At 73.1% G+C, this 17,694-nt stretch carries 12 protein-coding genes and 1 pseudogene; 7 read left to right on the top strand and 6 right to left on the bottom strand.

Annotated elements, in window-relative coordinates:
- Position 1: 1 nt before the first annotated feature.
- The 4 genes and pseudogenes from pucL to ACZ4SF_RS13115 all read left to right on the top strand — a co-directional run bounded on the left by pucL (position 2) and on the right by ACZ4SF_RS13115 (position 4,489).
- Positions 2 to 925 carry a factor-independent urate hydroxylase gene (pucL, locus tag ACZ4SF_RS13130; RefSeq protein WP_468382369.1) on the top strand — a complete coding sequence of 308 codons (924 nt, stop codon included), beginning with the start codon at positions 2 to 4 and terminating at the stop codon, positions 923 to 925.
- A 64-nt stretch (positions 926 to 989) separates the two neighbouring features.
- Positions 990 to 1,211: pseudogene (locus ACZ4SF_RS13125) on the top strand (purine permease); the annotation flags it as partial.
- A gap of 84 nt (positions 1,212 to 1,295) precedes the next feature.
- Positions 1,296 to 2,681, top strand: coding sequence for an 8-oxoguanine deaminase (locus ACZ4SF_RS13120; protein ID WP_468382366.1), 1,386 nt, complete (start codon positions 1,296 to 1,298; stop codon positions 2,679 to 2,681).
- Positions 2,682 to 3,121: 440 nt separating this feature from the next.
- A complete protein-coding gene (locus ACZ4SF_RS13115; protein WP_468382363.1) occupies positions 3,122 to 4,489 on the top strand; it encodes a nucleobase:cation symporter-2 family protein in 1,368 nt (455 codons plus the stop codon).
- Between the two features lie 103 nt (positions 4,490 to 4,592).
- On the opposite strand, the gene ACZ4SF_RS13110 is transcribed toward ACZ4SF_RS13115, so the two are convergent.
- The 4 genes from ACZ4SF_RS13110 to ACZ4SF_RS13095 form a co-directional block, all read right to left on the bottom strand.
- Positions 4,593 to 4,865, bottom strand: coding sequence for a peptidase inhibitor family I36 protein (locus ACZ4SF_RS13110; protein ID WP_468382360.1), 273 nt, complete (start codon positions 4,863 to 4,865; stop codon positions 4,593 to 4,595).
- 557 nt (positions 4,866 to 5,422) lie between these two features.
- Positions 5,423 to 5,845: an acyl-CoA thioesterase gene (locus ACZ4SF_RS13105; RefSeq protein WP_468382357.1), complete on the bottom strand. Its 423-nt coding sequence runs from the start codon at positions 5,843 to 5,845 to the stop codon at positions 5,423 to 5,425.
- Positions 5,846 to 5,897: 52 nt separating this feature from the next.
- The gene (locus ACZ4SF_RS13100; protein ID WP_468382354.1) at positions 5,898 to 6,527 is read right to left on the bottom strand and encodes a hypothetical protein; all 630 of its coding nucleotides are present in this window, start codon (positions 6,525 to 6,527) and stop codon (positions 5,898 to 5,900) included.
- A gap of 330 nt (positions 6,528 to 6,857) precedes the next feature.
- On the bottom strand, positions 6,858 to 7,466 hold the full coding sequence (locus tag ACZ4SF_RS13095; protein WP_468382351.1) for a histidine phosphatase family protein: 609 nt from the start codon (positions 7,464 to 7,466) through the stop codon (positions 6,858 to 6,860).
- A gap of 615 nt (positions 7,467 to 8,081) precedes the next feature.
- On the opposite strand from ACZ4SF_RS13095, the gene ACZ4SF_RS13090 reads away from it, so the two are divergent.
- The gene (locus ACZ4SF_RS13090; RefSeq protein WP_468382348.1) at positions 8,082 to 13,016 is read left to right on the top strand and encodes an aminotransferase class I/II-fold pyridoxal phosphate-dependent enzyme; all 4,935 of its coding nucleotides are present in this window, start codon (positions 8,082 to 8,084) and stop codon (positions 13,014 to 13,016) included.
- 15 nt (positions 13,017 to 13,031) lie between these two features.
- Positions 13,032 to 13,733: a 4'-phosphopantetheinyl transferase family protein gene (locus ACZ4SF_RS13085; protein WP_468382345.1), complete on the top strand. Its 702-nt coding sequence runs from the start codon at positions 13,032 to 13,034 to the stop codon at positions 13,731 to 13,733.
- A 21-nt stretch (positions 13,734 to 13,754) separates the two neighbouring features.
- On the opposite strand, the gene ACZ4SF_RS13080 is transcribed toward ACZ4SF_RS13085, so the two are convergent.
- Both ACZ4SF_RS13080 and ACZ4SF_RS13075 read right to left on the bottom strand, forming a co-directional pair.
- Complete coding sequence (locus ACZ4SF_RS13080; RefSeq protein WP_468382342.1) at positions 13,755 to 15,572, bottom strand: trypsin-like serine peptidase; 1,818 nt, start codon at positions 15,570 to 15,572, stop codon at positions 13,755 to 13,757.
- A gap of 182 nt (positions 15,573 to 15,754) precedes the next feature.
- Positions 15,755 to 16,963 (bottom strand): pyridoxal phosphate-dependent aminotransferase, encoded by a 1,209-nt coding sequence (locus ACZ4SF_RS13075; protein ID WP_468382339.1) that lies wholly within the window; start codon positions 16,961 to 16,963, stop codon positions 15,755 to 15,757.
- Positions 16,964 to 17,044: 81 nt separating this feature from the next.
- Here ACZ4SF_RS13075 and ACZ4SF_RS13070 point away from each other — a divergent pair, with 81 nt between their 5' ends.
- Complete coding sequence (locus ACZ4SF_RS13070) at positions 17,045 to 17,671, top strand: winged helix-turn-helix transcriptional regulator (protein WP_468382336.1); 627 nt, start codon at positions 17,045 to 17,047, stop codon at positions 17,669 to 17,671.
- Positions 17,672 to 17,694: the final 23 nt, after the last annotated feature.

Genomic DNA, 17,694 nt, shown 5'->3' with positions numbered 1-17,694 from the left:
AATGCCGACCATCCTGGGACAGAACCAGTACGGCAAGGCCGAGAACCGAGTCGTAAAGATCACGCGGGACGGCGCCACCCACCACATCAAGGACCTCAACGTGTCCGTGGCGCTGAGCGGCGACATGGAAGAGGTCCACTACTCCGGTTCCAACGCCAACTGCCTGCCGACCGACACCACCAAGAACACGGTGTACGCGTTCGCCAAGGAGTACGGCATCGAGTCCGCCGAGCAGTTCGGCATCCACCTCGCCCGCCACTTCGTGACGAGCCAGGAGCCGATCCACCGGGCCCGGATCCGGATCGAGGAGTACGCCTGGGAGCGGATCGAGACCTCCGACGCCAACTCCAAGTTCATCGGCGCCGACGAGGTCAAGCACTCCTTCGTCCGCAAGGGCCAGGAGACCCGGCTCACCCAGATCACCTACGACGGTGAGAAGTGGGAGGTCGTCTCCGGCCTGAAGGACCTGGTCGTGATGAACTCGACGAACTCCGAGTTCTGGGGCTACGTCAAGGACAAGTACACGACGCTCCAGGAGGCGTACGACCGCATCCTGGCCACCCAGGTCTCCGGCCGCTGGCGGTTCAACTGGACCGACGACGAGCAGAAGATGCCCAACTGGGAGAAGTCCTACGAGCAGGTCAAGAAGCACATGCTGCAGGCCTTCGCCGAGACGTACTCCCTCTCGCTGCAGCAGACGCTGTACCAGATGGGTTCGCGGATCATCAACAACCGCGGCGAGATCGACGAGGTCCGCTTCTCGCTGCCGAACAAGCACCACTTCCTGGTGGACCTGGAGCCGTTCGGACTGAAGAACGACAACGAGGTCTACTTCGCCGCCGACCGCCCGTACGGCCTCATCGAGGCCACCATCCTGCGGGACGGCTGTGAGGCCCGTATCCCGGTCGACATGACCAACCTCTGACGCGGGACGCGTGCCCCCGGCCCGGCCACCCGGGCCGGGGGCACGCAACACCGGAGGGAACGAAATGGCACAGCCTGCGAAGGGGTCCGCCACAGCCCCCTGTACCACCCCGCCGGTGCACACCGAGGACGCCGTCACGTCCGTGCACCCGGTGGACGAGAAGCTCCACTTCTCGCGGCTCGTCCCTGCCGCGCTCCAGCACATCGCGGCGATGTACGCGGGCGTCGTCACTCCTCCGCTCATCATCGGCCAGGCCTGCGGACTCGGAGCAGGCAGCCGGCTCCGGCACTCAAATCCTCCTGGGGTCCTGCCGTGCCCTCCCCGTGGACACTCCCCCTCCACGGACCGCCACTGAAGACAAGGAAGCACCATGGCACCATCGGCAGACCAGCGCATCGTCATCGAGAACTGTGCGATCGCGACCGTGGACGCGGGCGACACCGAATACGCCTGCGGCTACCTCGTCCTCGCCGGCAACCGGATCGAGTCGGTCGGAGCGGGCGAGGCCCCCGAGGGCCTGGAGAACGTGGCGCGCCGGATCGACGGACGCGGCCATCTGGCCACGCCCGGTCTGGTCAACACCCACCACCACTTCTACCAGTGGATCACCCGGGGCCTGGCCACCGACCACAACCTGTTCAACTGGCTCGTCGCGCTGTACCCCACGTGGGCGCGCATCGACGAGCAGATGACGTACACGGCCGCGCAGGGGTCCCTGGCGATGATGGCCCGCGGCGGTGTCACCACCGCCATGGACCACCACTACGTCTTCCCGCAGGGCTCCGGCGACCTGTCCGGGTCGATCATCCGGGCCGCCGCCGAGATGGGCGTCCGCTTCACGCTGGCCCGCGGCTCGATGGACCGCAGCGAGAAGGACGGCGGCCTGCCGCCGGACTTCGCCGTCGAGACGCTGGAGGGTGCGCTCGCCGCGACCGAGGAGACCGTCGAGGAGCACCATGACGCCTCCTTCGACGCCATGACCCAGGTGGCCGTCGCCCCCTGCTCGCCGTTCTCCGTCTCCACCGAACTCATGCGTGAGGGTGCCCAGTTGGCCCGGCGGCTCGGCGTACGGCTGCACACCCACGGCTCGGAGACGGTGGAGGAGGAGAAGTTCTGCCACGAGTTGTTCGGCATGGGCCCGACCGACTACTTCGAGTCCACGGGCTGGCTCGGTGAGGACGTGTGGATGGCGCACTGCGTCCACATGACCGACGCCGACATCGCCGCCTTCGCCCGGACGAAGACCGGTGTGGCCCACTGCCCCTCGTCCAACGCCCGCCTCGCGGCCGGCATCGCCCGCGTCCCCGACATGCTCAGGGCGGGCGTTCCGGTCGGCCTGGGCGTCGACGGCACGGCCTCCAACGAGTCCGGCGAACTCCACACCGAGCTGCGCAACGCCCTGCTGATCAACCGCCTCGGCGCCCACCGCGAGGCTGCACTGGGCGCCCGCCAGGCGCTGCGGCTCGGCACCTACGGCGGTGCCCAGGTCCTCGGCCGGGCCGAGCAGATCGGCTCGCTGGAGCCCGGGAAGCTGGCCGACGTGGTGCTGTGGAAGCTGGACACGCTCGCCCATGCCTCCATCGCCGACCCGGTGACCGCGCTGGTCTTCGGCGCGGCGGCCCCGGTCACCGCGTCCTTCGTGAACGGCCGGCAGATCGTGGAGAACGGCCGCCTGCTCACCGTCGACGAGGACGCCGTCGCGGCGAGCACCCGGGAGGAGGCCCAGCGCCTGGCACGGATCGCCGCGCAGGCCTGAGCCGTGGTGGAGCTGATCCGCGGCGGGGCCGATCAGAGGCGGGGCTGACCCCCGCAGGTCGGTCCGCCGCAGGTCGCTCCGCCGTAGGTCGGTCTGCTGCAAGTCGGTCCGTTCCAGGGCTGGTCGGCCGTTGGGCTGATCGGCCGTTGGGCTGATCGGCCGTAGGGATTTCAAAGACTCCGGCCGGGAGGGACGGCTCCCGGCCGGGGCCGTGGGTCCGAGCGGGATCCACGGCAGCCGTCCCCGGGGTGCGTGCCCATGCGCGCACCCCGGGGACGGTCACCCCACACCGCTCACCAACCGCTCAAGCGCCACCCCCGTCACGGTCCCTCCCCCAGGCTCTCGGCTTCGCCCGAGCAGGGAGGTGCCCCCTGCCCACCCGCACCACCTCCATGACACCCACGCCGACGAGGACGTGTTACCCGACCGGAGGAGCCGCCGTGGCCGCCCACCCCGTAGACGAGAAACTTCCCGCCCTCAAAATGGCGACCAGTGGCCTGCAGCATGTGGCCGCCATGTACGCCGGAGTCGTCGCCCCACCGCTCATCGTCGGCGCGGCCGTAGGCCTGTCCGCCGCCGACCTGACCTTTCTCACCGGTGCCTGCCTGTTCACCGCGGGCCTCGCCACCTTCCTGCAGACGCTCGGCATCTGGAAGATCGGTGCCAGGCTCCCCTTCGTCAACGGCGTCACCTTCGCCGGTGTCGCCCCCATGACGGCGGTCGTCGCCTCGACCGAGGACAAGTCCGACGCCCTGCCGATCATCTTCGGCGCGGTCATCGTCGCCGGCCTGCTCGGCTTCCTCGCCGCCCCGTTCTTCAGCAAGGCGATCCGCTTCTTCCCGCCGGTCGTCACCGGCTCGGTGATCACCCTGATCGGCGTCTCCCTGCTGCCGGTCGCCTTCGGCTGGGCCCAGGGCCCCGACCCCAGCGCCGACGACTACGGCTCGACGACCTACCTCGGCCTCGCCGGCATCACTTTGCTGATCGTCCTGTTGCTGCGCCGATTCACCCGTGGTTTCGTCAAGCAGATCGCCGTCCTGCTCGGCCTGGTCGTCGGCACGCTCGTGGCGATACCGTTCGGCGTCACGGACTTCAGCCCCGTCGCCCACGCCGACGTGGTGGGCTTCCCCACCCCGTTCCACTTCGGCGCCCCCCAGTTCCAGCTCGCCGCGATCCTCTCGCTGTGCGTGGTGATGGTGGTCTCGATGACCGAGTCCACGGCCGACATGCTGGCGCTGGGCGAGATCGTCGAACGTCCCGCCGACGAGAAGACCATCGCGGCCGGCCTGCGCGCCGACACCCTCGGCTCTGCGCTCAGCCCGCTGTTCAACGGCTTCATGTGCAGCGCCTTCGCCCAGAACATCGGCCTGGTCGCGATGACGCGGATCCGCAGCCGGTACGTCGTCGCGACCGGCGGCGGCTTCCTGGTCCTGATGGGACTGTGCCCGATGGCCGCCTCGCTCATCGCGGTCGTGCCCCGTCCGGTGCTCGGGGGCGCCGGCGTCGTCCTCTTCGGCTCGGTCGCCGCGAGCGGCATCCAGACCCTGGTGCGGGCCGGCCTGGACCGGGACAACAACGTCCTGATCGTCGCCGTGTCCCTCGCGGTGGGCATCATCCCGATCACCGCGCCGGAGTTCTACCACGCGTTCCCCGAGACCGCGAAGATCGTCCTGGACTCGGGCATCTCCACGGGCTGCGTCACGGCCATCGTGCTCAACCTCCTCTTCAACCACCTCGGCAAGGGCCGCGAGGCTCAGGACGTCACCCATCCGGTGGAGGCGGGGGAGGAGATCGCCGCCGTCCACTGAGACCGACGGCGGCTCAACGGGCCGCCCGGGAGTGTGCTGCCCGGACCAGCCGCTCCGTGCGTCCCCCCGGCACCGCCGGGGGGACGCACACGTCGTGCGCCCGTCAGCAGTTGCCGCCGTTGACGCCGTCGATCCGGCCGCCGAAGTCGGAACCGTAGGCGCGGCGCCAGTCGCCGTTGCGGACCTGCCGGGTCTCCTTCGGATCCCAGTTGACGAAGCAGGCGTCCGTACTCGCCGCGAAGGAGCCCACGTTGTCGTGCAGCGCCGGTGGCAGGTCGCGGTAGCCGCTGCCGGCCGTCCACTCCCAGCTCGTCCCGTGGTAGTCGGAGCCGGAGTAGAAGCAGACCGAGCCACCCGGGCACGGAGGGGGTCCCACTCTGCCGGTCTGTGCCGCTGCCGGACTCACGGTGGGAAGGACGACGGCTGCCGCTGCCAGAACCGCTGCGGCCGACCAAACACGCAGGCGCACGTGCTGCTCTCCATTCGTGCGGATGATCAAGTACCACCAGTCTTCCGATGCCCCCGACCCCGGCAGTACCGCCCAACGGGTGACACGCCTGCGGCCGAACGGCCCCGTGGCCCGGCCGGTCCGCGCGTGTTCGGCGGGACTTCGCGCTCAGGGCCGCCGGGACGCCCGGCAGGTGCCGGACGGGGCAGCCGGCCGGAGAAGAAGGAGCGTGGCGGAACACCCATCACGGCGCGGAAGCCGGAGGTCATGTGGGACTGGTCGTAGTAGCCGGTGGCGCTGCCGATGAAACCGACGGTGCCTCAGCGGGTGGAGTGCTGACTCACCTCGCCCGTACGCGGGTTGACCGACACCCGGCAGCGACTGACGGACCGGGCCGAGCACAAGCGGGTGTACATCGCCGAGGCGCGGGCGGCCTGACGCCGGACACCGGCCGGAGTTGCTCGACGCGTGGACCTCCGGCGGGCCTACAGGCCGAACAGGGCGGGGGCCTCGGCCAGTTCCTCGAACGCCTTCCGCGGGTCGGTGACCAGCTTGCGCTCCGCCAGATTCAGCAGGCCGCCGACCGCGGTGATCTCGGCCGCCAGGGTGCCGTCGGCCTTGCGTATCTCCTGCCGGATCCGGAAGGTCTTGCCCTCGCCCCATTCGAACGCGCAGGTCACATCCACCTCGTCACCGGCGAGCAGTTCCTGCCGGTAGCGGATCGTCGTCTCGAGCGCCACCGGCCCCACCCCTCGGGCCACGAGCCCGGCCTGGCTGATCCCGGCCGCCTGGAGCAGCGACCAGCGCGCGTGCTCCGCGTAGTTGAGATACACCGCCTGGTTGAGATGTCCTTGCGTGTCGGTCTCGTAGCCGCGGACGGTCACACGGACGGAAAACGGTTCGGCCACTGCTTGCCCTTCTCGTGTTCGGATCTCCGGTCGGTCGATCGTGCCACGCCGGTCAGGCACGGCGTGGCGAGGCCAGCAGATAGCGCACTCTCGTCCGCGGCTCGGTGTACTCGCCCGCCTGCCAGCCGGTCCGCTCCAGCGTGGCCGCGCAGGCCGCGAGGGTCGCCCCGTCCGGCGCGTACACGGCGACCGCCTCCGGCTGCAGCGTCGCGCGGACCCGGTAGCCGTCCGTGTCCCCTCCCGCGGGGTGGTGCCCGGCCGCCTCCAGCGCGAGCGCCGCGGCCCGCACCAGATGTGTGCGCTCCCAGCCGCACGGCCGGTCCACGGCTCCGTCGGGGTTCGTCATCCGGCGCAGCTCCAGCAGCCCCTGCCAGGCACTGTGCACCTCGCGCTGCCGGCCCGGCCCGGCAGCGGGCGGTTCCTCCTCGCCGCCCACGCGCGCGGCGAACACCCCGGTGCCGGACTCGGGAACCGCCGGCTCCGCCGACGCCTCGGGCACCGCCTCACGCAGGCGATGGCCGGCCGGGGTGAGGAAGTGGTCGTGCGGCGGCCGGGGATGCCGGAAGGCCAGCCCCCGCGTCACCAGCGCCGCGAGCTGCGCCTCCGTACCGCGTAGCCGGCCGGTGACCGGATCGGCGGCCTCGATCACCCGCCGCTGCGCGGCGGTCGGCGGTCGGGTCACGGGCGCTTCTCCTTTCCGAGCGGGTTCTCGGTCACGGGACCGCCGGAGGACGGCCCACTCGCAGCGTACGAGCGACGACTGACAACGACCGCCGAAGCCGACGGCGTCCGGCCCCCGCCGGCCTCGACGGCGTCCGGCTGCCCCGCCGGCCTTGATGGCGTCCGGCTGCCCCGCCGACCCCGACGGCGTCCCGTTGCCCGCACTGTGCGACTCGCCGCCGGTGTCGGCCGTCCCGCCGGCCATGGCCGCATCCGGCCGCCACGCTCGTGTCGGCTCCCGCCGACCCTGCCGCCGCGGAGACGCCCCCCGCTGTTCCAGCGGGGGGCGTCCTCAGCCCTGCCCCTCCCGTGGCCGGATGTTCCACCCCGCCACCACCGGCCGCTCGTGCTCCGTCCCGAGGCGGCACAGGGCGCCCGTCGCGAGCTGGAAGAGGGCGCCGTGCTGGGGATGCAGGCCCAGGCGGCGGGCGGTGAGGACGCGGAGGAAGTGGCCGTGGGCGATCAGGACCACGGCCCCCTCCGTGTTGGCGAGGGCGGCGTCGGCCTTGGCCAGCATCCGGTCGGCGCGCTCCCCGACCTGCGCCGGCGTCTCGCCCGGGTGGTCCGGCGGGCCGGGCGTGACTCCGTCCGTGAAGAGGAACCAGCCGGGCCGCTCGCGCTGGATCTCCACGGTGGTCACGCCTTCGTACCCGCCGTAGTCCCACTCGCGCAGGTCGCTGTCGACCCGTGCGTCCGGGATGCCGATGAGTTCCGCGGTCTCCCGCGCGCGCTGCAGGGGGCTGACGAACGCCGCCCCGATCCGGTGCGAGCGGATCATCGGCACCAGCCGGCGCGCCTCCTCCCGCCCGTGCTCCGTGAGAGGCACGTCGGTCCACCCGGTGTGCCGGCCGGACCGCGACCACTCGGTCTCACCGTGCCGGACGAGGAAGAGGTCACCCATGACGGCACGGTGTCACGGAGCCACGGCAGCCCGCAGTGCCGAATGCGCCAGACGGCCCTTCTCCGGCGAGGCGCGCACTCCGGACGGGAAGGCGAACCGGCGCCGCGTGTACCCGTACGCGATGCCGCACTCCGGGCGGGCGAAACCGAGCGGATGCGCGACGCTGTGCGCCCGGATCGTCCCGCTCCCCGGCGAGGTGCGGCGCGAACCCCTCCCGTACCCCCTCGAAGCCCTCGGCCACCGTCCCGTGAACGCCGTTCGCCATGCACTTCCCCCTGTCTGTGATCACCTGTGCAGTCCCCAACAGCCCGCCGCGGCCCGCCATTCCCGCCTGCCTGCCGTTCCCGCCTGCCTGCCGTTCCCGCCTGCCTGCCGTTCCCGCCTGCATGCCCGCATGCCCGCATGCCCGCATGCCCGCATGCCCGCATGCCCGCATGCCCGCATGCCCGCATGCCCGCATGCCCGCATGCCCGCAGCGTCGCGAAGTACCGCGGGACCCAGCTCCCGTCAAGTCACGAACAGCCGTGGCTGGGTCTCCGGCAGCACCCCGGGCGACCGTATGCGTATCCCGCTTCCCGTACGCCCGCCCCGGCCCCCACCCCAAGCAGGTCCCCCATGACTGACATCGCCATCGTCGGACTCGGCTGCCGTTTTCCCGGTGCCCGTGACAGCCGGGCGTACTGGCGCCTCCTCCTCTCCGCGGAGCGCCAGTTCCGTCCGGTTCCGCAGGACCGCTGGAACCACCGCACCTTCCACACGCCCGGGGACCGGTCCGTGCCCGACGCCGCCTACACCGACCGGGGCGCCTTCCTCGACGGTGCGGACCGCTTCGCCGCTCTGCACTACGGTCTGCCGCCCCGCCGCGTGGAGGCCATGGACCCCCAGCACCGGCTGCTGCTCGACGTCACCCGCGAGGCCCTCGACGACGCGGGGCTGGGCCGGGGCGGCTTCGACCGCGAGGGCACCGGGGTCTTCTTCGGCCTGTCGGTGTCCGACTACAAAGACCTCCTGACCGCACGGATGCGGGCCCTCGCCCTCGCCGACGGCCCCCTCGCGGACCCGTCGCACGCAGACTCTGCCGGTACCGGGCCCGCCCGCACCCTCACGGACGGCGCCACCGCCCTCCTCCCGCCCATGGACGCCTTCACCGTGCCGGGCAGCCTGCTGAACATGGCGGCCGCCGCGGTCAGCCGGCACTACCGCCTGGGCGGTCCCAGCTTCGCCGTCGACGCCGCCTGCTCCAGCTCCCTGATCGCCCTGGAACAGGCCGTGCTGCACCTGCGCGCCGGCACCTGCGCGACGGCCGTCGTCGGCGGCGCCTACCTCAGCCTCACCCCCGACACCCTGGTCGGCTTCTCCCGGCTCGGCGCCCTCTCGGCCGACGGCGTGTGCCGCCCCTTCGACGAGCGGGCCGACGGCTTCGTGCTCGGCGAAGGCGCCGGCGCCGTCGTCGTACGGCCGCTGAAGGACGCGCTCGCCGCCGGCGACCGGGTCTACGCCGTCCTCGAGGGCATCGGCTCGGCCAACGACGGCGCCACCCCCGGACCCCTCTGCCCGACCCCCGAAGGACAGCTGCGGGCCATGCGCCGGGCCTACGCCGACGCGGGCGTGCCGCCCTCCGCCGTCGGCTTCATCGAGGCCCACGGCACCGGCACGACCGTCGGCGACAGAGTGGAGGTGGAGGCCCTGCGCCGGCTGCGGGCGGAGCGGCCGAGCCCGTGCTACCTGTCCTCCGGCAAGGCCCTCATCGGGCACGCGCTGCCCGCCGCCGGCATCGCGGGACTGATCAAGACCGCCCTGGTCGTGCACCACCGGACGGTCGTGCCCCAGCCGGACACCACCCCGGACCCCGGCCTCGGCCTGACCGCCGCAGGCCTGCGCATCGCCGGCTCCGTCAGGCCGTGGCCGGACGCCGGCACCCCGCTGCGCGCCGCCGTCAGCTCCTTCGGATTCGGCGGTACGAACGCCCACGCGATCCTCCGCGAGGCCCCGGCGCAGTTTCCGGCCCGTGGCCGCGCCGGTGCCCGCACCGCCCCCACGCCCGGCGGCGGGGCACCCGACCCCCACCTGCTGCTGCTCTCGGCCGGCAACCCCGAACTGCTGGCCGAGCACATCGACGACCTGCTCGACACCCTGCGGCACACGCCCACGGTGTCCGTCGCGGCCCTCGCCCACACCCTCGGCGGGCGTGCGGTGCTGCCCAGCAGGCTCGCGATCGTGGCCGCCGACCCGGCCGGGCTCACCGCGCGGCTGCGCCGGGCCCGCCGGCAGCTCGCCGACGGCTCCCGGGGCGACCTCGGGGACTGCGCCTTCGCCGCCGACGCGCCCCTGCCGCCGGCCGAGCGCCGCCTCGCCCTCGTCTTCCCCGGCCAGGGCAGCCAGCGGCCCGGCCTGCTCGGAGCCCTGCACCAGCGCTTCCCCGGCTTCCGCCGCACCGTCGGCTCGCTCGGCGCCGTGGCCGGACTGGACGTGGCCGAGCTGCTGTACGGCACGACGGCGGCCGGTCCCGGCGGGCAGGAACGGCTCGCCGCCACCGAGGTGTGCCAGCCGCTGCTCGGCACCGTGCAGATCGCCGCGACCCGGACCCTGGCCGCCTGCGGAGTCGTACCCGACCTCGTCCTCGGGCACAGCGTCGGCGAGTTCGCCGCGGCAGCCGCGGCCGGGGTGCTCGGCGCCGAGGACACGGTACGGCTGCTCGCCCACCGGGGAGCCGCGGTGCGGGCGGCCGAGGCCGAGCCGCGCGGCGGGATGCTCGCCGTCCAGGCCGACGAGGAGACCTGCCGCCGGCTCGCCGCAGACGTGGACGGTGTCTGGCTCGCCTGCTTCAACGGGCCCGGGCAGATCGTGGTGAGCGGCAGCCGTGACGGGCTCGACGCGCTGCGCCGGCGCTGCGCCGAGTCGGGCGTCGTGACATCCGCACTCGACGTGTCCCACGCCTTCCACTCCCCGCGGCTCGCCGGGGCGGACGACGCGATGCGCACCGGCCTCGCGGGTCGCCCGCTCACCGAGCCCGCCCTGCCGTTCGTGTCCGCCGTGAGCGGGGCCGTGTGCCACGAGCCCGGGCTGCTGCGCGAGCTGTGGGCGCGGCACGCCTCCGCGCCGGTCCGCTTCGGCGACGCCGTCCGCAGCGCCGGCGAAGCGGGTGCCCGGGTCTTCGTTCAGGTCGCCGGGGCCGGTTCGCTGCTCGCCTGCGTCCGCCGCAATCTGGCCGGCCACGACGGCATCCACGTCGTCGCGGCGGACGGCACCGAGCCGGACGACGCGTGGGCGCTGCCCCTCGCTCTCGCCCGGCTGGCGGTGCTGGGCGTACCGGTCGACCCCCGGGCCCTGGTGCGGCAGGAGGAACGCCGGCTGCTGGACCTGCCGCCGGCCCGGCTGGACGCCCGCCCGTACTGGCTGCGCCGCCCGGCCCCCACCCGGACGCCCTCCGCCCCCCTGGACACCCCTGCCGCCGAGCACCTCGGAGCGACGCCCCCCGCCCCCTTGGACACCCCCGCCGCCGAGCACCCCCGAGCGACGACTCCGGAGAACCCCGTGAACGACACCGAGAACCCCGTGACGCCCGCACAGGGCGTCGAGGATCCCGTGACGTCCGCACAGGTCACCGAGGAACACTCGACGCCCGCACAGGGCATCGAGGATCCCGGGACGCCCGCACAGGACACCGAGGACCACTCGACGCCCGCACACGGCATCCAGGATCCCGGGACGCGTGTACACGGCACCGAGAACGCCCTGCACGCGCTGCTCGACCTCGTTCAGCAGCAGGTGGCAGTCCTCAGGCGCCTCGGCGAGACTCTGTCCGCGGCGCCGGCCCAACCGGCCCCACCGGCCAGGCCGCCCGGCCCGTCCTCGCGCGTCGCCGTGAGACCGGGCGCGGTCGCGAACCCTGCTGCGGAGGGCGCGACCGGAAGTCCCGGTGCTGCCGAGGCCACGCGTCCCGCCGGTGCCGCGGGTCCCGCCGGTGCCGCGGGTCCCGTCGATGCCGCGGGTCGCGCCGATGCCGCGGGTCGCGCCGATGCAACATGTCCCGTCGATGCCGCGGATCCCGCCGAAGGGCCGCACGCCGTCGGAGCCGGTGCCGTCGAGGCCGTGGTGCGGGAGCAGATCGCCCGTGTCAGTGCCTTCCCGGTCGAGCACCTCACGTCCGAACAGCGGCTCGTCGACGACCTCGGCTTCGACTCGCTGATGCTGGCCGACCTGTTCGCCTCGCTCAAGCGCCGGTGGCCCGCGCTGACGATCGACGGCAGATGGGCCCGGCCGACCGTCGGCGCAGTGACCGCGTTGATCGAGGGCGAGCCGGGGCCGGCTGAGCCGGAGGTAGCCGACAGCGCCGCGCGGATCGAGTGCTTCCCCGAGGTCGCCGCACACCGCGAGCGCATGGCCGTACTGGACGAACTCCGGTTGCCCAACCCGTACTTGCTGGTCCACGAGCGCGGCATGACGGACCGCACGGTCGTCGGCGGCCGGGAGCTGGTCTCCTTCGCCGGCTACAACTACCTCGGCCTGGCCACCGACCCCCGGGTCCGGGAGGCGGTCACGGAGGCCGTCGCCCGCTACGGCACGTCGGCGTCCGCCAGCCGGCTGCTGTCCGGCAGCCGGCCGCTCCACGTGGAACTGGAGACCGAACTCGCCGCCACCCTCGGGACCGCGGACGCGATCACCCTGACCAGCGGGCACGCCACCAACGTCACCGTGATCGGGCACCTGGCCGGCCCGGACGACCTGATCGTGCACGACGCGCTCGCCCACGACAGCATCCTCCAGGGCTGCCGGCTCTCCGGCGCCACCCGGCAGCCGTTCCCGCACAACGACCCGGACGCCCTGGACGCCCTGCTCGGCCGGGTCCGGCACCGGTACCGCCGGGTGCTGGTCGTGGCCGAGGGCGTGTACAGCATGGACGGCGACATCGCCGACCTGCCCGCCCTGATCGAGGTCAAGCGCCGGCACCGGGCGCTGCTGATGGTCGACGAGGCGCACAGCATCGGCGTGCTCGGCGCCACCGGACGGGGCGTCGGCGAGCACTTCGGCGTCGAGCGTGCCGACGTCGACCTGTGGATGGGCACCCTGTCCAAGGCGCTGGCCGGCTGCGGAGGCTACGTCGCCGCGGGCCGCCCCACGATCGATTACCTCCGCTACACCGCCCCCGGCTTCGTCTACAGCGCCGGCATGACCCCCGCCGACACGGCGGCCGCGCTGTCCGCGCTGCGGCTGATGCGGGACGAACCGGAGCGGGTCTCCCGGCTGCGCGAGAACGCGGCGCTGTTCCTGCGGCTCGCCCGCCGCGCGGGAGTGGACACGGGGGCCGGCGCGGGCACGCCGATCGTGCCGTGCATCGTCGGGGACTCGGCGCGGACGCTCCGGCTGGCCCAGGAGCTGTTCCGGCTGGGCGTCAGCGTCAACCCGATCCTGCATCCCGCGGTCCCGGAGGAGCTGGCCCGGCTGCGGTTCTTCGTCACCGGCGCGCACACGCCCCCGCAGATCTGCCGCACCGTGACCGCGCTGGCCCGGCAGCTCCGGGCGGGCGGCGACGCCGGCGCGGCAGCGTGAGGACGGGGAGGAGCCGTGCACAGCGCCTTCCCCGCGATCTCGGCGGGGACAGTCCACCGTTGGGGCGCCGCCGCCCTGGTCGTGGCCCGCCGTGACACCCTCGACCGGGCGCCCTCCTGGTCGCCGCTGCCGCTGCTGACCCCGGCCGAACGGCAGGTCTTTCACCGGCTCCAGCCGTGGCGGCAGGCCGGGTGGGCCGCCGGCCGGCTGCTCGCCAAGAGCCTGGTGGCCGCGGTGACCGGGGCGCCGGCGGGTGCGGTGGAGATCCTGCCCCGCGAGGACGGCAGCCCGTGCGTGAGCGTCGCCGCCGGCCGGAGCGGCGGTACGGTGCCCGGACCGCACGTCTCCCTCAGCCGCACGGCGCACCATGTCGCGGCGGCCGTGTCCCGGGAACCGGTCGGCGTGGACCTGTGCGAGACGTCCTCGGCGGCGGCGGTGCACCGGGCGGCGGACCACGTACTGCTCCGGCAGGAGCGGGCCCTCGTCACCGGACGGCCCGAACTCCTCGCCGCCGCCTGGGCGTTGAAGGAGGCCGCAGTGAAGGCGGAGCGGCGCAGCCCGGCCGGCGAGGCGCCCTGCCGCATCCGCATCCTCGCCCTCGACCCGCCCGCGCTCGACGGCGGGCGGCGCGCGCTGGTCCGCCGTACCGGAGGGGCGATCCTGGCCCTCGTCCTCGCGCCGCCGTGTGCGGCCCGGACGGCGCGGCGAGCGCGCTGACGGTACGGCCGCCCGGTGCGGTCAGGTGCCGGGGTGGACCAGCGTGTACTCGGTGCCGAGGGACTTGGCGCCGGTGCCGGCGTACAGCGTGGTCTCGCCGTCGGACCAGCGGACGACCAGGTCGTCGGCGCGGCGGCCGGAGCGGAAGCCGCCGGCGGTCATCACCTGGGCGTGCTTCCACAGGCTGTTCGGGCCGCGCACCCGGGCTTTGGTGCCGAGCCCCGCGGCGGAGGTGCCGGTGTAGGTGTCGAGGGAGCCGTCCGGCCAGCGCACGAACAGGTCCCCGGCGGCCGTGTCACCGAAGTCGCCGCCGGTCAGCAGGGCCGCCTTGGTCCAGGTGCCGTTCGCCGCGAGCAGCTGGGTGCCGGTGCCGAAGCCGCCGGCGCCGACCCCGGTGTACAGGGTGAGCGAGCCGTCGGACCGGCGCACCAGCAGGCCGGTGCCCTGGTCGTCCGCGAACGGCCCGGTGGTGAACTGGACGGCGTTCTTCCAGGCGGAACCGGGCCGGGCCATCCGGATCTCGCGGCCCAGGCCGGACGGGCCGGGCTGCGGGTAGAGGGTGACCTCGCCGTCGGACCAGCGCACCAGCAGTCCGGACCGGGTGCTGCCCGCGAAGGCGCCCCCGGCGACGGTTTGGGCGTGCGTCCAGGTGGAGTTGGCCTTCCGCAGCTGCTTCTCGGCCCCGAATCCGCCCCTGCCGTCCCCGGGGTACAGGGTGACGGCGCCGTCGGCCCAGACGACGAGCAGATCGCCGCGCCGGTCGCCGGTGTAGTCACCGGACGCCGTGAGCGTGGCCTTGCGCCAGCGTGCCGCGCCGCCGGGCAGGGTGCCCTTCAGCCCCCGGTACGGCGGCAGGTCGGCGGGCGGGGCCTGGTCGGCGACTGCGTTCGCGAGGAGGTCGGCGGCTTCGGCGCCGAACGTGGTGGCGTAGCTGATGTAGTCCACGTTGGCGTCGTTGCCGCCGCCGTTGTAGCCGCCGAGGTTGCCGATGACGTGTCCGGTGCGGGCGTCGTCCTTGTAGTCGGTGATCCAGGGGCTGCCGGAGACCCCGCCGTAGTAGCCGCCGCAGGTCATCGACATCTGCCGGTAGCCGCGCAGTTGCTTCGTGGGCACCGTGCACTTGACGGCGCGCCCGGCGCTGTTGTGCCGGTGGGAGGGGTAGCCGACGACGGTGACGCCTCGGTGGGCGTAGCCGGAGGGCCGGGTGAAGGTCAGTCCGCCGCCCACGGCGTCCTGGAGGGACTTGCCCTGCTGGTTGGCCGAGACCCGGGCGAACGCGGTGTCCAGGTCGGACGCGGCCTTCTTGGTGGTCGTGGAGCCGCGGTCGGGCACGTACCGGGGGTCGATGAAGACCCGCTGGATGTGGAAGATGCCGTACGGCTGCCGGTCGGGGGCCGCGCCCTTCACGAACTTCGGGACGAAGATGTAGTCGCCCTTCATGTTCAGCGCGCAGTGGGCGGCGGTGAGCACGATGTCGCGGGCCCGTGTGTCGATCACGCTGCCGGTGCAGTGCCAGGTGGTGCCGCGCGGCCCGTCCGAACCGAAGAACGTGCCGACCAGCCGTGTTCCCTTGAACATCGTGCCCTTGGGCCGGGCCGCCGCCGCGGCCGACGCCCCCGGCGCCGACGGTGTGTCCCGCACCGCGTCCAGCGGCCGGGCGTCGGCCATGCGCTGCGCGGTCCAGAACTGCGCGGCCTGCCGTGCCTCCTGCCCGGCCGAGGGTGTGGTCGAGGACCCGGACGGCGCGGGCGCGTCGGCCCGTGCGGCCGGGGCCGCGAGGCCGAGCAGCGCCGCGCACAACACGGCGACGGCCGTGCGGCGTTGTCCGTACGAGAACACTGGTGATCCCCCTGATCTGCATGGTCTGCGTGATGTGCCGGAAACGGACCAGGGGGGCGGGCGGTGCGGCGCTGGTCGGGCGCGCACCGGCGGCCTGCGGGGCCCGTTCCGCGCGCAGCCCCCGGTCGTTGCCGGGTGATCTTCGCACGGATGAGCGAAACGGGCCACACGGGCCGGAGGTGCTACTGCCGGTACCCGCCGAGGAACCTGCCGATCCGGCCGATCGCCGCCTCCAGGTCGTCCGCGTGCGGCAGGGTCAGGATGCGGAAGTGGTCGGGGGAGGGCCAGTTGAAGCCGGTGCCCTGGACGACCTGGATCTTCTCGCGCAGCAGCAAATCCAGGACGAACTTCTCGTCGTCGTGGATCGCGTGGACCTTGGGGTCGATGCGCGGGAACGCGTACAGCGCGCCCTTGGGCTTGACGCAGGACACGCCCTCGATCTCGTTCAGCTTCTCCCAGGCCACGTTCCGCTGTTCGTGCAGCCGGCCGCCGGGCAGGGTCAGTTCGCGGATGGACTGGCGTCCGCCGAGCGCGGCCTGGATGGCGTACTGGGCGGGCGCGTTGGCGCACAGCCGCATGGAGGCCAGCATGGTCAGGCCCTCCAGGTAGTCCCGGGCGTGCTGTTTGGGACCGGTGACCACCAGCCAGCCGGACCGGAAGCCGGCCACCCGGTAGGTCTTCGACAGCCCGCAGAAGGTGAGCACCACCAGGTCGGGGGCGAGCGCCGCGGCCGAGTGGTGGACGGCGTCGTCGTACAGGATCTGGTCGTAGATCTCGTCGGCGAACACCATCAGCCCGTGCCGGCGGGCCAGGTCGAGGATGCCCTCCACGACCTCCTTCGGATAGACCGCGCCGGTCGGGTTGTTGGGGTTGATGATGACCACGGCCTTGGTGCGGTCGGTGATCTTCGACGCCATGTCGGCCAGGTCCGGGTTCCAGTCGGCCTGTTCGTCGCACAGGTAGTGCACCGCCTTGCCGCCGGCGAGGGTCGTGACGGCCGTCCACAGCGGGAAGTCCGGTGCGGGGACGAGGATCTCGTCGCCGTCCTCGACCAGCGCCTGTACGGCCATCGAGACCAGCTCCGATACGCCGTTGCCGAGGAACACGTCGTCGACGTCCACCGCCAGGCCGAGGGCCTGGTAGCGCTGGGCCACCGCGCGGCGGGCGGAGAGGACCCCACGGGAGTCCGTGTAGCCGTGCGCCTGCGGCAGCATCCGGATCATGTCCTGGAGGATCTCCTCGGGCGCCTCGAAGCCGAAGGCCGCGGGGTTGCCGGTGTTCAGGCGCAGCACGCTGTGCCCCGCCTCCTCCAGTGCGTTGGCGTGCTCGATCACCGGGCCACGGATCTCGTAGCACACCTCGCTGAGCTTGTTGGACTGCCGGAACTCCATGCACCCCTCCGGGAACTCGTGTTACTTGGTTTTACCAAGTGAGAGCTTGGAAAGTCCAACAACATGTCTAGACTGCGTCGCATGCCACCTCGCCGAAGCTACGACCAGTACTGCTCCGCAGCCCGCGCCCTCGACCTCGTCGGCGACCGCTGGACCCTGCTGATCGTCCGGGAGCTGCTCGCGGGACCCCGCCGCTACACGGACCTGCACGCGGACCTGCCCGGCGTGAGCACGGACGTGCTCGCCTCACGGCTGAAGGACATGGAACGCGACGGCCTCACGACCCGCCGCCGGCTGCCCCCGCCCGGCGCCGCCTACGTGTACGAACTCACGCCCCGCGGGCGTGAGTTGCTGCCCGTTCTGCAGGCGCTCGGGAAATGGGGCGAGGCCGAGCTGGGCGACCGCAGGCCCACCGACGCGGTCCGCGCCCACTGGTTCGCCCTGCCGCTGCTGCGGTCCCTCGAAGGCGAGGGAACCGTCGAAGTGAGCCTCGAAGAAGGCCACTTCCACCTGCACGTCGGCGCCGGGAGCGGCCCGGCCTACACCGACGGCCCCGCCCCCCACGAGGCCGACGCACGGCTGACGATGGACGCGGACACCTCCGAGGCCGTGGCACGAGGCGAAGCGGACCTGCCGGAGGCGATCCGGGACGGCCGTCTGACGGTGACGGGCGAGAGCCCGATCGCGAAGTCCCTGCGCAACGCCTGAACCCACCCACCACGGCCTCGGCC

It is taken from the genome of Streptomyces sp. NPDC027663, assembly GCF_055566415.1.
The sequence above is the reverse complement of the archived record's forward strand: the minus strand, read 5'-3'. Positions and strand labels throughout refer to the sequence as shown.